Origin of the sequence: Streptomyces sp. NPDC006544 (assembly GCF_040611715.1) — a bacterium.
Taxonomy (GTDB): Bacteria; Actinomycetota; Actinomycetes; order Streptomycetales; family Streptomycetaceae; genus Streptomyces.
In genome coordinates this window covers 78,510-92,385 of record NZ_JBEXOV010000003.1, presented here as the reverse complement: position 1 = coordinate 92,385, position 13,876 = coordinate 78,510, and the positions used below count along the sequence as shown (strand labels likewise).

Genomic DNA, 13,876 nt, shown 5'->3' with positions numbered 1-13,876 from the left:
TAAGCCCTTAATCAAACAGCGTCCTGGCCACACCGAATCTTTGGAGTGTCCATGCAGTCTGCTTCCTCCACCCCGCCCCCGCCGTCCCCCGCGTCCCGTCCGTCCCCCGTGTCCCGTCGCACGCTCCTCGCGGCGGCCGGAGCCGCGGGCGCGGCGGGTCTGCTGGGCGCGGGGCCCGCCGCGGCCGCCGCTCCCGCTCCCGGCGCCGGTCCCGCCGCTCCCGCCCCTGCCGCCGCCCGCGCCAGCGGGCGGGGTGCGGCCGCCCTGGTGCTCCACAACGCCTCGGTGTACACCGGGACCGGGCACCGGGGGCCCGTGCGGGCCGTCGCCGTCGGCCGTGACGGGAAGATCCTGGACACCGGCACCGACGCGGCGATGCGCCGGCACGCGGGCCGGGACACCGAGGTGGTCGACGCCCGCGGCAACACCGTGATGAGCGGCATCCACGACGGCCACGTCCACCCGCTCGGCGCCGGCGAGCGCTCGCTGTCCCCCTCCCTGGACGGCGCGGAGACCACCCCGGAGCAGCTCCGGGAGATCCTGGCCGGCTTCCTCGCCGACAGCGCCCCGGGCGCCGAACCCGACGGCTGGCTGGTGGTCGAGGACTGGAACCCGGTCGGACTGCTTCCCGCGGGCACCAACCCGCACCACTCGATGCTGGACGCGCTCCCCACCCGGCGGCCGATCGCCCTCGTCGGCGGCGACGGGCACAACCTGTGGGCCAACCGGCGGGCCCTGGACATCGCCGGGATCACGGCGGCCACGCCCGACCCGGTCGGCGGCAAGGTGGTCAAGGGCCCGGACGGACAGCCGACGGGCGTGCTCAAGGACGACGCGCAGGGGCTGGTGAAGCGGCGGATACCGGAGCGCACCCAGGCCGAACTGGTCGCGGCGTGCGCCGGGGTGCTGGAGCTGGCCGCCGCGTCCGGGATCACGACGATGATGGACGCCCTGGTGGGACGGCACGAGCTGGAGCTGTACCAGGCCCTCTCGGCGGCGGGCAAGCTGCCGCAGCGGATCGTGCCGGCGATCCGGCTGGACGCGGAGCAGGCCAAGGACCCGGCGGGCTCCCTCGCGTACGCGCGGGGCCTGCGGCGGGAGTTCGAGGGGGTGGAGGGGCTCCGGTTCGGGATGATCAAGGTCTTCCTGGACGGGGTCATCGAGTACCCCTCCCAGACGGCCGCCCTGCTGGATCCGTACCTCGACGGGAACGGCAGGCCGACCGCCAACCGGGGCGAGCTCTACACCTCGGCCGCGGACTACGGCCGCCTGAGCGCCGCTTTCAACCGGGCGGGCTGGCAGATGCACGCCCACGGGCTCGGCGACCGGGCGGTGCGCACCGCTCTGGACGGATACGCGTACGCCAAGCGGGTGACGGGCCACCAGGACGCCCGCAACGCGGTCGCCCACCTGCAGATCGTGGACCCGGCGGACCTGCGGCGCTTCGCGCAGCTGGGCGTCGCCGCGTGCATGCAGCTCCAGTGGGCGGCGCGGGACACCTGGACGATGGAGGCGCTGCTCCCGTACATCGGGCCCCGGCGCCACCGGTGGATGTATCCGGCGCGCAGCCTGGAGAAGGCGGGCGCGCGGCTGACCGGCGGCTCCGACTGGCCCGTGGACTCCCTCCAGGTGTGGAACCAGCTGCGGACGGCGATCGACCGCCAGGGCGCCTCCGGGGAGGGCGAGCTCTACCGGGAGCTCGAGGGCCTGAACCGGGACTCGGTGCTGCGCATGCACACGTCGGGAACGGCGTGGCAGCTACGCCAGGAGGAGCTGACCGGCACCGTGGAGGCGGGCAAGGCGGCGGACCTGGTGGTGCTGGACCGGGACGTGACGCGCTGTCCGGTGGCCGACATCAGCGGGACGGGCGTACGGATGACCCTGGTCGGCGGCCGTGTCGTGCACGACGCCGGTGCGGAGTCGGGGCGGGCGGCCTCGGCCCGGGTGGCCCGCGGCGCGGCGCCGGGCCCGCGCCCGGCCTCGTACGCGGCGGTCCACGGCGGCAAGGGCCGCCACCACGCCTGCGGTCACTGAGGGCTGCGAGGGCGACGGCGACGGCCGGCGCTCCGGGGGCGCCCGGCTCGCGGGGCCCGCCGCAACGGGCTCCGGCGCGGTGGCTCAGCCCGCGAGGCCGTGGCGCGCGGCCCACGCCGTGACGGCCGCCGCGATCTCCTCGGGCCGGTCCTCCGGGCACAGATGGGCGGCGGCCCCGCAGTACGCGCTCTCCAGCGCCGAGACGTTCCGCGCGCACCAGTCGGCCTCCTGCGGGCCGACCATCAAGGTGGGCGAGCCGTCGAAGGTGAGCAGCAGCTTGGGCACCTCGGGGCTGTCGGCCAGCCAGGCGTCGTACGCCTCCACCCGGGCGACGACGTCGGCCGGCTCGCCGTCGAGCGGCATGGAGCGGGCCCACCTGAGCAGCGGCAGCCGGCTCTCGGGGGTGGGGTAGGGGGCGGCGTAGGCGGCGTGGTCGGCCTCGGCGAGGGAGCCGGTCAGGATCGTCCTGGCGAGGCCGTCCTCGATGAAGAGGTTCTGTTCGAGGACCATCTCCTCCCCCACCGCCGGCGTGCGCAGCGCCTCGAAGCGGGAGCGGGCGGCGGGCGGGAACTGCGCCCAGCTCATCGGCCGCAGGATCGTCTCCATGAAGGCCAGGCCCCGGACCCGCCCGGGGTGGCGGGCCGCCCGGTCGAAGGCGAGCGCGCCGCCCCAGTCCTGGCCGACGAGGACGGCCTCCTCGAGGCCCAGGGCGTCGAACCAGGCGTCGAGGTAGCGGGCGTGGTCGGCGAAGCGGTAGTCGCCGCCGGGCTTGCCCGAGCGGCCCATGCCGATGAGGTCGGGGGCGAGGACGCGGACACCGCCCCCGATCCGGGGCAGCACGCCCCGCCACAGGTGGGAGGAGGTCGGGTTGCCGTGCAGGAAGACGAAGGGGACGCCGCCCGCGCCGGCGCCGAGCTCCTCGTAGTACATCGTCGAGTCGAGTACGTCGATGGTGGGCATGACCCGCTCCAGTTCGTTCGTGACACAAACGTTTGCGTCACGAACGAATTTAGATCGTTAGTGGCACCAACGCAAGGGGTACGATCCCGCCATGACCACAGACGACGGCGACCGGTCCGCACTCCCGGCGCGACTGCGGGACCTGCCCAGCCGGCTGCTCTCACAGGCCTCGACGCACGCCCAACGCCTCGTGGCCGAGGGACTGAGTGGGGCAGATGCCCGTAAATGGCACTATGCGGCCCTGGTCGCGCTGGACGAGTTCGGACCGGCGAGCCAGGCGGACCTGAGCGGCCGCACCGGCATCCACCGCAGCGACCTGGTCGCCGTCATCAACGAACTCGCCGAGCGCGAACTGGTCGAGCGGACCCCGGACCCCGCCGACCGACGGCGCAACGTCGTCACCCTGACCCCCCTCGGCCGGCGCCGGCTGCGCCGGCTGGAACAACTGCTCGCGGCCGCACAGGAGGAGCTGCTGTCCCCTTTGTCCACCCCCGAGCGGGAACAGCTCACCCGGCTGCTCGGCCGGCTCGTCGCGCACCACGCGCCTTCCGGCCCCACCATGGGAGCTGACGGTCGGTAACACCCGTATGGCGTACCCCGCGCGAGCGGAATCTCATATCTGAGATACGGTGCAGTCATGGCAGACGACTACCTCGTACGCATCGGCAAGCTCATCCGTGACGCCCGTCAGCATCGCGGCTGGACGCAGAGTCAGCTCGCGGACGCCCTCGGCACCAGCCAGAGCGCCGTGAACCGGATCGAGCGCGGCAACCAGAACATCAGCCTTGAGATGATCGCGCGCATCGGGGAAGCCCTCGACAGCGAGATCGTCTCTCTGGGCTACGCCGGTCCGATGCACCTGCGCGTGGTCGGCGGCCGCCGCCTGTCGGGCGCGATCGACGTCAAGACGAGCAAGAACGCGTGCGTGGCCCTGCTGTGCGCCTCCCTGCTCAACAAGGGCCGTACGGTGCTGCGCCGGGTGGCCCGCATCGAGGAGGTCTACCGCCTCCTGGAGGTCCTGAACTCCATCGGCGTCCGCAGCCGCTGGATCAACGACGGCATCGACCTGGAGCTCGTCCCGCCGGCCCGCCTCGACATGGACGCCATGGACGCGGACGCGGCCCGCCGGACCCGGAGCATCATCATGTTCCTGGGCCCCCTGCTCCACCGGATGGACCACTTCAAGCTGCCCTACGCGGGCGGCTGCGACCTCGGCACCCGCACCATCGAGCCGCACATGATCGCCCTGCGCCGCTTCGGCCTGGACATCACCGCGACCGAGGGCATCTACCACGCCCAGGTCGAGGCCGGGGTCTCCCCGGACCGCCCGATCGTGCTGACCGAGCGCGGGGACACCGTCACCGAGAACGCGCTGCTGGCCGCCGCCCGGCACGACGGGACCACGGTCATCCGCAACGCCTCCTCCAACTACATGGTCCAGGACCTGTGCTTCTTCCTGGAGGCGCTCGGCGTCCGCGTGGACGGCGTCGGCACCACCACCCTGACGGTCCACGGCGTCCCGAACATCGACGTGGACGTCGACTACTCCCCCTCCGAGGACCCGGTCGAGGCGATGAGCCTGCTGGCCGCGGCCGTCGTCACCGAGTCCGAGCTCACCATCCGCCGGGTCCCGATCGAGTTCATGGAGATCGAGCTCGCGGTCCTGGAGGAGATGGGCCTGGACCACGACCGCTCGGCGGAGTACACCGCCGACAACGGGCGCACCCGGCTGGTGGACCTCACCGTCCGCCCCTCGAAGCTCGAAGCGCCGATCGACAAGATCCACCCGATGCCCTTCCCCGGGCTGAACATCGACAACGTCCCCTTCTTCGCGGCCATCGCCGCGGCGGCGCAGGGCCAGACCCTGATCCACGACTGGGTGTACGACAACCGCGCCATCTACCTGACGGACCTGAACCGCCTCGGCGGCCGCCTGCAACTCCTGGACCCGCACCGCGTCCTGGTCGAGGGCCCCACCCGCTGGCGCGCCGCGGAGATGATGTGCCCGCCGGCCCTCCGCCCGGCGGTGGTCGTCCTCCTGGCGATGATGGCGGCCGAGGGCACGTCGGTCCTGCGCAACGTCTACGTCATCAACCGCGGCTACGAGGAACTGGCGGAACGCCTCAACTCGGTGGGCGCCCAGATCGAGATCTTCCGGGACATCTGACCGGCGCGGTGTCGCGCTCCTCGGAGACGAGGGGCGCGACACGTACCCTCCCGCGTCGAGTTGGTCCTGCGCGTCGGCCATCGGTTCGGGGCGACCGTGTCGGCGGATTTCAGAAGTCGGGTGTCGAGGATCAGCAGCTCCCGGCCCGCTCTGCAGACCGGACGACCGAGGCAACGACCGCGGCTCGGCTCGGCTCACCGAAGCCGAACGGGTCACCGCCCGGTCGGCGAAGGTCGTGGGCCACGGCGCTACGGCGATCCACCTGGACGGCGCGTAGGAGGTGACGTGGGGGCCGCCGCGAATGCCGTCGCGCCGCCGGCTGTTCCGTTTCCCCCTACTGCGGTCGCCCACGCACCCCTACCATGGTGCGGCTCGGCGTCCACGGGCCATGCCTCCGCCAGGTGTGCGTTCCGCTCCGCCCTGCGCAGTGGTCTGCCCAGCCGGGAGCGAGTACGTGAGGAGAGACGTGGCCAAGATGCCGCCGCGGGTGGTGCCGCCGCAGCCGACGCAGATTTCGTCATGGCAGCAGGCCGAGCTCAACGCGGCTCAGTGGATGCGCCGTTGGGGCTATACCGATGCCACCGCGCGTCCCGGCGGGCCGGACTCCGGCATCGATGTCCGCGCCGGCCGGGCACTGGGACAGGTCAAGTACCAAGCCGCTCAGGTCGGACGCCCGGAATTGCAGCGTTTCGTGGGAGCGCGTCCCTACGGATCGACCGCCCAGCTGATCTTCTTCACCGGCAGCGGTTACACGACCACCGCCGCGGCCTACGCCCGGGAGTGGGGCATCGCGCTCTTCACGTACCGGCTGGACGGCGCGATGACGCCGGTCAACGACACGGCACGCCGCATCCACAGCTCGTCCGTGTCCGCCGCGTCCACAGCGGCTCGGAATCCCGAAACGCCCCAGCTCCAGACGTTCTGGCAGCGGAACCGGCGTGTGGTCGCGGGTGTTTTCCTCGTCATGGCACCGCTGGGCTCGATCGGCGACGGAAAGACCTACACCGGCCCGCTCGCCCTGGACATCCTGAAGTTCATCGGCATCTTCGTGGCGTTCTGGTCCCTCGGCGGGTACCTGATAGCCACGCGGTTCGGCTACCGCGTCTCGTTTCCGCTCCGGCCCTTTCATGCGGCCGTCGTTCGCCGGCCGGGGACGAACCCGGAGCGCGCCACGACGGCCTCCACGGTCCGAGAGGACGGCCTGGTGACCGAGGCCGCACGCCTACTCCGGGCGGGAAGCAAGCAGCACCACGTCGACAGGACACTGAGAGAGCGTGGCCTCGGATTCACGGATCGAGGCCGCATTCTCAGCGAAGCCAGGAAACTCAACGAGCGTCCGTGAGGACGGGACGAAGCCGGTTCAGTGCTGCGCCGGTGGCGGGGCCGTCGCCGTTTCCGCGGAGTGGCGGCCCGCGCGGTGGCGGGGCCGTCGCTCCCGTTGGGCCGCCGCTCCCGTTGGGCCGCCGTTCCCGTGGGTCGGGGCGGCGGCGTCGTGGGGCCGGCGCGCCGCCGCGTGGGTCAGCCCGGGTAGTTGGCGCGCCAGGGCTCGTAGTACGGGTTGTCCTCGCAGCGGTCCATGATCTCGGTCTTCTTCACCTGGTCCACCGGGCAGACGGCCACGATGAACGAGCGGGCGATGCCGCCCGGGAAGGCCACCTCGACCTGGGCGGCGTACTTGTGCGTGTCGCCGATGGTCTGGTTGACGTCCACTCCGCCCGGGGCGTCGATGTAGTAGTTCCAGCCGCTCTTCCAGGACTTGTACAGGTCGTGGTCGTAGGTCGTGGAGACGTACGGGGAGGGTTGGTTGGCCAGGACGTAGCTCTCGATGTCGTACTGGCCGTTCACCGTGTCCTTGGGGAGGAAGCCCTCCTCGAAGACCACCGACGGCGGGCGGCCGTCCGAACGGTAGAGCTGCTTGCAGTTGATCCGCCAGGACGGGGACGGGGTGATGCGGTCGGTCTCGACGCGCTCGTCGGCGGCGGCGAAGAGGTGGTCCTGCACCCGGGGGCACGAGTTCGCGGGCGCCGCCGCCCGGAGGGGGGAAGCGGAGGCGGACGCGGAGACCGGTGGCAGCAGGGCGGCGGCGAGGGCGGTCACGAGGACGACGACGCGTCGGCGCAGGGCGGAGGTGATCATGGCCCCACCCTCGCGCCCTCGCGGCGCACCCCGGGGGACCCTCACCCAAAGGTGAGCGTGTCGTCCCTCCGCTCCCGACTCCCCTCCTCCGCCGTGCAGTTGGTGGCGGAACGATCCTTCGCCCTCGGCTCTCTCGGATGCGCCGGAGCACCCGCGGATCCGGCGTCCGCGGCGACCGGCCCGGGGCACGGCCCGGCGACCGGACCGGGGCGCGGGTGGGGGTCCGCGGTCGGAAAGTCGCGCATCGTGGCGAAAGGACCCCACACCGGCACATCTACGCCTATGCTGCGGCGGTTCCACGCGTGCGATCTGGGGGGTCCGTTCATGTTCAACCGTCGGGGCGTTTCCATAGCGGCCGCCGTGGCAGCCGCCGTGCTGCTCGTCGCCGGGTGCGAGGGCGATCCGGCCGCGTCGAAGGGGAAGGACTCCGGGAAACCGGGCGCCGCACCCGTGACGGCCGCGACCGCGACCGCGGGGGCCTCGATGCCCGCGCTCATCGGCAAGAAGTCCGCCGACGCCGAGGCCCTCGTCCAGCAGGTGACCACCAAGCCCGTCGAGACCCGCAGCGCCTACGGCGACGTGCCGCTCGCCGCCGACCACACCCAGTGGGCCGTCTGCTTCCAGACTCCAGCGGCGGCCAGTCCCCTGGCAGCCGACACCGCCGTCGAGCTCTCGCTCACGGCGCCGGGGACCCCGTGCCCCGCGCAGGCCGGGGCCGCCCTGCGTCCCAGCGGGACACCGAGCCCCGCCAGGACTACGGTCCCCTCCAAGGCCCCGGCCCCGGCGCCCTCCTCGGCGCCGGTCACTCCGAAGCCGAAGTCCAGCCCGACTCCGGCCCCCGGACCCAAGGACGTCACGTACAAGAACTGCGCCGAGGCCAAGGCCGCGGGAGTCGCTCCCATCCACCGCGGCCAGCCCGGCTACGCCAAGCACCTCGACCGGGACGACGACGGCATCGCCTGCGACAAATAGCGGCGCGCGGACGCAGCGCGCGCGAGGGCCGGGCCTGGCCGGGCTCCGGGCCCGGCGGCGGTATTCGGCCGGATGACGCCGTGGCCCCTCGCCGGGGGCCGCGCCCACCGGGACAATCCATGCGCCAGCACAGTTCTTCGGGGCGGAGCCATGACAGCAACGGAATCAGCACGGCCGGGCAAGCGCGGCGGCACGGGCAGGGGTACGGGTACGGGCGCGGAGGCGCCCCGGCTCGCGGGCGTCCCGCTGCTCGGCTCCCTCCTCGACCTGACGTCGGACTCGCTCGGCACCTACCTGCGGGCGCGCGGCGAGCACGGCGACGTCGTGCGGATCACGGCCGGCCCGCCGGGGCTGCGCACCGAACTGCACTGCGTGTTCTCGGCGGAGGGGGTCCAGCAGGTACTGGCCTCCCAGGCGGCGAACTTCCGCAAGGACAACGCCGTGTACCAGGAGGTCCGGGACTCCTTCGGCAACGGCCTGCTGACCAGCCAGGACGAGGACTACCTGCGCCAGCGGCGGCTGGTCCAGCCGCTGTTCACCAAGCGCCGGGTGGACGGGTACGCGGGCGCCGTCGCCGCCGAGACCGCATCGACCCTCGCCGGCTGGGACCGGGCCCCGGACGGTGTCGTCGACGTCTCCGACGCGATGATGGAGCTGGCCCTGCGCGCGGTCGCCCGGATCCTCTTCGGCACCGACGTGGACACCACCGTCGACGTCGTGGACCGCTGCTTTCCGGTCATCACGCGGTACGTGCTGCGCCGCGGCTACTCCCCCGCGAACTTCCCCCGCAGCTGGCCCACTCCGGGCAACAGGCGGGCCGCGGCGGCGCTGGACGAGCTGTACGGGGTCTGCGACGAGATCATCGCGCGGCGGCGCCGCGACCTGGCCGCCACGGGGGCCACCGGCGCAACCGGCAGCGGCACCGACACCGACACCGGGGCCACGACCGCGGCCGCCGCCGGAACCGCCCCCGGCGCCGTCACCGCCCCCGGGGCCGCCCCGGGCGAGGACCTGTTGTCGCTGCTCGCGGCCGCCACCAGCGCGGACGACGCGGAGTTCGACGACACCGAGCTGCGCGAACAAGTGCTGATCTTCCTGCTCGCCGGGCACGAGACCACCGCCACCTCGCTCTCCTTCTCCCTCCACCTCCTGGCCCGCCATCCCGAACTCCAGGACCGGGCCCGCGCCGAGATCGCCGCCGTCCTGGGCGGCCGTACGCCCGGGGCCGCCGACCTCGACCGCCTCCCGTACCTCACCCAGGTACTCAAGGAGGCCATGCGGCTCTACCCGGCCGCCCCCGTCATGGGCCGCCGCTCCGTCGACGCGGCCGAGATCGACGGCCATGCCGTCCCCGCGGGCGCCGACGTGATCCTCGCGCCGTGGGTGACCCACCGCCACCCCCGCTACTGGCCGGACCCGGAGCGCTTCGACCCCGACCGGTTCACCCCCGAGGCGGAGGCGGCCCGTCCGCGCTACGCCTGGTTCCCCTTCGGCGGTGGACCGCGCGCCTGCATCGGACAGCACTTCTCGATGCTGGAGTCGGTGATCGCCCTCGCGATGATCCTGCGGGAGTACACGTTCGAGGCCGTGGACACCGAGATCGCGGTCAGCGCCGGGATCACCCTGACCACGACGGGTCCGGCGCGCTGCCGGATCCGCCGCGTGGACGCATAGCGGCACCTGGACGAGCGGAGCGGGGCAGCGGGTCCGGGCCGCCGCAGTCTCCGGGGCCGCCGCAGTCCTAGGCCGTCGGAACGTGGTTGCCCCGGAGGCGTTCGAGGTCCGAGGGCCTCACCTGGATGACGAGGAGGGCGATCAGGGCCGCGATCAGGGCGAAGACGGCCGCCACCACGAAGGCCATGGTCACGCCCGAGGACAGGATCTGGTCGGCCCAGGGCTTCGGCAGCTCCTTCGTGCGCGCGAAGTACGCCTTCTGCTCGGGGGTGGAGGTGCGCAGGAACGACCCCGCCTGCTCCCTGGCCTCGTTGCGGCTGGCCGTGCCGAAGACCGTGACCAGGATGGACAGGCCCAGCGAACCGCCCACCTGCTGCATCGTGTTGAGCAGTCCGGAGGCCGCGCCCGACTCGCGGTCGGGGACGTTGGAGAGCGCCATCAGCGTCAGCGAGACGAACTGCATGCCCATGCCCAGGCTGAACAGGAGCATCGGTCCGAGGATGCTGCCGAGGTACGTGGAGTCGACGTCGGTCTGCGTCAGCCAGGCCAGTCCGGACGCCGAGAACAGCGCGCCCGTCACCATGAACGGTTTCGGCCCGAACCGGGGCAGCAGCTGCGAGGTGATGCCGGCGCCGATCGCGATCACCACGCTGACCGGCAGGAAGGCGAGGCCGGCGAGGAGGGGGCTGAAGCCGAGGACGTTCTGCACGAAGAGCGTCAGGAAGAAGAACATGCCGAACATCGCGCACGCCAGGAACAGCATGATCCCGTACGTGCCGGCCCGGTTGCGGTCGGCGAACATGTGCAGGGGGGTGATCGGCTGCGGCGAGCGCCGCTCGTTCAGGACGAACAGGAACAGCAGGACCAGGGCCGCGCCGAAGGAGGCCAGCGTGATCGGGTCGCGCCAGCCTTCCTGGGAGGCGCGGATGAATCCGTAGACGAGCGCGACCATGCCGACCGTGGAGAGCAGGGCCCCGGCGAGGTCGAAGTGTCCCGGGTGGCGGATGGATTCGCGGACGGCCCTGGGCGCGGCGAAGGCGATCAGCAGGGCGATCGGGACGTTGACGAAGAAGACCCAGCGCCAGTTGAGCCATTCCACGAGGATCCCGCCCGCGAGCAGCCCGATGGCGCCGCCGCCGGCGGAGACGGCGGCGAAGACGCCGAACGCCCTGTTGCGTTCCGGGCCTTCGCGGAAGGTGGTGGTGATCAGGGCGAGAGCGGTCGGCGAGGCGATGGCGCCGCCGGCGCCCTGGAGGGCGCGGGCGGCCAGCAACTGGCCGTCGTTCTGGGCCAGTCCGCCCAGCAACGAGGCGAGGCCGAAGAGCAGGACGCCGAAGATGAAGACGCGCCGCCGGCCGAGGATGTCACCGGTGCGGCCGCCGAGGAGCAGCAGGCCGCCGAAGGTGAGGGTGTAGGCGTTGACGACCCAGGACAGGCTCTCGGTGGAGAAGCCGAGGGCGGTCTGGATGTGCGGCAGCGCGATGTTCACGATGGTGATGTCGAGAACGACCATGAGCTGGCACGAGGCGATCACGAGCAGGGCGAGCCCGTGACCCCCACCGTTGCCTTGGACCTTGCCGTCGGTCCCGGTGCTGGTGCTGCTCGGCGTAGCGTTCTGGTCCACTTTTCGACGCTAAGCCCGTGCCCCGGGGGCCACCACTCGAACAGCCTAGACTATGTGGCATGTGCCATGTGGTATTTCACATGGCAGACTGCCCGGATGGATCGCATGGATGACTTCCTCAGGCTCTCCGCGAGCACCGCCCGGTTCACCTACGGCGCCCCGCGCGCCTTCGCCTTCGGCGACGAAGGCCGGCTCCTCTGGTTCCTCCGCTCCACGGGCCCCACCGACCCCCTCGACAGCCTCTGGGTCCTGGACACCGCCACCGGGGCCGAGACCCGGCTCGCGGACCCCCGCGAGCTGTCCCCCGAGCCCGCGCCGCTGCCCGTGGCCGAGCGCCGGCTGCGCGAACGGACCCGCCTCGTCGCCGCCGGGATCGGCTCGTACGCGCTCTCCGGCGACGGCCTGCGCGCCGTCTTCGCGCTCTACGGACGCCTGTACGAGGTCACCCGCGAGGCGGCCCGCGACGCCGGGGCCGGCCGGTCCGCGCAGCCCGCGCAGCCGAAGGAAGTCCCCACCGCCGGGCCCGCCTTCGATCCCCGCCCGAACGCGGACGCCTCGCGCATCGCCTACGTCGCCGACGACGTGCTGTACACCGCCCCCGGCGGACGGATCAGCCCCGTCGACGGAGCCCGCTGGGGCGTCGCCGAGTTCGCCGCCGCCGAAGAGCTCGGCCGCTCCCGCGGGCACTGGTGGTCCCCCGACGGGCAGAACCTGCTCGCCGCCCGCGTCGACGAATCCGCCCTCCAGCGGCGCTGGTTCGCCGACCCGGCGCACCCGGAGCTCCCGGCCGAGGACTTCGCGTACCCGGAGGCCGGCGGCCCCAACGCGGACGTGCAGCTCTGGGTCCTCGGGACCACCGGCGCAGGGGCAGGGGCAGGGGACCGGGCCGTACGCCTCGACTGGGACGCCGCGACCTACCCGTACGTCTCCGACGCCGGCTGGGAGTCGGCGTCCGAGATCCTGCTCACCGTGCAGGACCGGCTCCAGCGGAACGTCCTGCTGCTCTCCGCCGACCCGGCCACCGGTCGCACGCGGGAACTGTCCCGCACCACGCACCCCCAGTGGGTGGACCCGCTGCTCCCCGGCACCCCCGCGCGGCTCGCCGACGGGCGGATGCTCACCTGCGCCGACACCCCCGGCGGGGCCGCCCGGGCACTCGCGCTGGACGGCGTCCTCCTCACCGGGGACGAGCTCCAAGTCCGCCGCGTGGCGGGCACCCACGAGGACCGGCTGCTGATCGAGGCCGGCCGTCGCGACCCCTCCGAGCAGCAGGTGTTCCTGCTGGATCCGGACACGGGCGGGCTGAGCCCGCTCGCGGACGGGCCCGGGGTGCACTCCGTCCAGGCCTCCGCCGGAACCCTGCTGCTGACCTCCGCCGACGCCGACGGGATCCGGCGCGTCCTACGGACCGCCGACGGGCGGGAGTTCACCCCCGGCGACCTGTCGCAGCCGTTGCCGTACCGGGTGGTCCCGTTGCTGGAGCGGGTCACCGAGCACGCGGTCCCCACCGCCCTCGTGCTGCCGCGCGGCCACGTCCCGGGCACCCGGCTGCCCGTACTGCTGGACAGCTACGGCGGCCCCGGCATGCAGGACGTCAGCGCCGAGCCGCGCCGCTGGCAGCACCGGCAGTGGTGGGCCGACCAGGGCTTCGCCGTGATCACCATCGACAACCGCGGCACCGCGTACGCCTCGCCGCGCCACACCCACGCCATGTACCGCGGCTTCTCCGACGTCACCCTCGACGACCAGGTCGCCGCCCTGGCGGCGCTCGGCGAGCGGCACGCCGACCTCGACCTGACCCGGGTCGGCATCCGCGGCTGGTCCTACGGCGGCTACCTTTCCGCGCTCGCCGTGCTGCGCCGCCCGAACGTCTTCCACGCGGCCGCGGCCGGGGCCGCGCCGACCGACTTCCGCCACTACGACACGGCGTACACCGAGCGGTACCTGGGCCTGCCCGCGGACCATCCCGAGGTGTACGAACGCGACTGCCTGATCCCCGACGCGGCCGGGCTGAGCCGGCCGCTGATGCTGGTCACGGGCCTGGCCGACGACAACGTCCACCCCTCGCACACCCTGCGGCTCTCGCAGGCCCTCTTCGACGCGGGGCGGCCGCACCAGCTGCTCGCGCTGCCGGGGGTCACGCACATGACCCCCGGCGGGGTGCGGGAGAAGGTCATGGCACTGGAGCTGGAGTTCTTCCGCAAGGAGCTGGGCCCGGCCTGAGGCCCGGCGGGCCCACGTCGGGTCCCCGGACCGCAGGGCACGGCGGAGGCCACGACGGAGGGCAATGACGCGCGAGGGCCCCGGAG

Annotated in this window: 10 protein-coding genes; 7 read left to right on the top strand and 3 right to left on the bottom strand. The window is 72.9% G+C overall.

Annotation, left to right across the window (positions count from 1 at the left end):
- The first annotated feature begins 51 nt into the window (after positions 1-51).
- Entirely contained in the window at positions 52-2,034 is a 1,983-nt protein-coding gene (locus ABZY44_RS02355; protein WP_356649666.1) for an amidohydrolase, read from the top strand.
- Positions 2,035-2,118: 84 nt separating this feature from the next.
- On the opposite strand, the gene ABZY44_RS02350 is transcribed toward ABZY44_RS02355, so the two are convergent.
- Positions 2,119-3,006, bottom strand: a complete 888-nt coding sequence (locus ABZY44_RS02350) for a haloalkane dehalogenase (protein ID WP_356649742.1) — start codon at positions 3,004-3,006, stop codon at positions 2,119-2,121.
- 79 nt (positions 3,007-3,085) lie between these two features.
- Between ABZY44_RS02350 and ABZY44_RS02345 the strand changes: the two genes are divergently transcribed.
- From ABZY44_RS02345 to ABZY44_RS02335, 3 genes are all read left to right on the top strand, one after another.
- Positions 3,086-3,574, top strand: coding sequence for a MarR family winged helix-turn-helix transcriptional regulator (locus ABZY44_RS02345; RefSeq protein WP_356649665.1), 489 nt, complete (start codon positions 3,086-3,088; stop codon positions 3,572-3,574).
- A 57-nt stretch (positions 3,575-3,631) separates the two neighbouring features.
- On the top strand, positions 3,632-5,161 hold the full coding sequence (locus tag ABZY44_RS02340) for a UDP-N-acetylglucosamine 1-carboxyvinyltransferase (RefSeq protein ID WP_356649664.1): 1,530 nt from the start codon (positions 3,632-3,634) through the stop codon (positions 5,159-5,161).
- Between the two features lie 475 nt (positions 5,162-5,636).
- Complete coding sequence (locus ABZY44_RS02335) at positions 5,637-6,503, top strand: restriction endonuclease (RefSeq protein WP_356649741.1); 867 nt, start codon at positions 5,637-5,639, stop codon at positions 6,501-6,503.
- Positions 6,504-6,679: 176 nt separating this feature from the next.
- On the opposite strand, the gene ABZY44_RS02330 is transcribed toward ABZY44_RS02335, so the two are convergent.
- On the bottom strand, positions 6,680-7,297 hold the full coding sequence (locus ABZY44_RS02330) for an ADP-ribosyltransferase (protein ID WP_356649663.1): 618 nt from the start codon (positions 7,295-7,297) through the stop codon (positions 6,680-6,682).
- 360 nt (positions 7,298-7,657) lie between these two features.
- Here ABZY44_RS02330 and ABZY44_RS02325 point away from each other — a divergent pair, with 360 nt between their 5' ends.
- Both ABZY44_RS02325 and ABZY44_RS02320 read left to right on the top strand, forming a co-directional pair.
- Entirely contained in the window at positions 7,658-8,269 is a 612-nt protein-coding gene (locus ABZY44_RS02325; protein WP_356649662.1) for an excalibur calcium-binding domain-containing protein, read from the top strand.
- A gap of 150 nt (positions 8,270-8,419) precedes the next feature.
- Entirely contained in the window at positions 8,420-9,943 is a 1,524-nt protein-coding gene (locus ABZY44_RS02320; protein WP_356649661.1) for a cytochrome P450, read from the top strand.
- Between the two features lie 67 nt (positions 9,944-10,010).
- Here the strand turns inward: ABZY44_RS02320 and ABZY44_RS02315 are convergent, their stop codons facing one another.
- Entirely contained in the window at positions 10,011-11,567 is a 1,557-nt protein-coding gene (locus tag ABZY44_RS02315) for an MFS transporter (protein ID WP_356649660.1), read from the bottom strand.
- 96 nt (positions 11,568-11,663) lie between these two features.
- Between ABZY44_RS02315 and ABZY44_RS02310 the strand changes: the two genes are divergently transcribed.
- Positions 11,664-13,790 (top strand): alpha/beta fold hydrolase, encoded by a 2,127-nt coding sequence (locus tag ABZY44_RS02310; protein ID WP_356649659.1) that lies wholly within the window; start codon positions 11,664-11,666, stop codon positions 13,788-13,790.
- The last annotated feature ends 86 nt before the right edge of the window (positions 13,791-13,876 follow it).

Bases quoted from the DNA above. Each gene is read 5' to 3' on its own strand.
- ABZY44_RS02355 (WP_356649666.1), top strand. From the start codon at position 52: ATGCAGTCTGCTTCCTCCACCCCGCCCCCGCCGTCCCCCGCGTCCCGT.
- ABZY44_RS02345 (WP_356649665.1), top strand. From the start codon at position 3,086: ATGACCACAGACGACGGCGACCGGTCCGCACTCCCGGCGCGACTGCGG.
- ABZY44_RS02340 (WP_356649664.1), top strand. From the start codon at position 3,632: ATGGCAGACGACTACCTCGTACGCATCGGCAAGCTCATCCGTGACGCC.
- ABZY44_RS02335 (WP_356649741.1), top strand. From the start codon at position 5,637: ATGCCGCCGCGGGTGGTGCCGCCGCAGCCGACGCAGATTTCGTCATGG.
- ABZY44_RS02330 (WP_356649663.1), bottom strand. From the start codon at position 7,297: ATGATCACCTCCGCCCTGCGCCGACGCGTCGTCGTCCTCGTGACCGCC.
- ABZY44_RS02320 (WP_356649661.1), top strand. From the start codon at position 8,420: ATGACAGCAACGGAATCAGCACGGCCGGGCAAGCGCGGCGGCACGGGC.
- ABZY44_RS02310 (WP_356649659.1), top strand. From the start codon at position 11,664: ATGGATCGCATGGATGACTTCCTCAGGCTCTCCGCGAGCACCGCCCGG.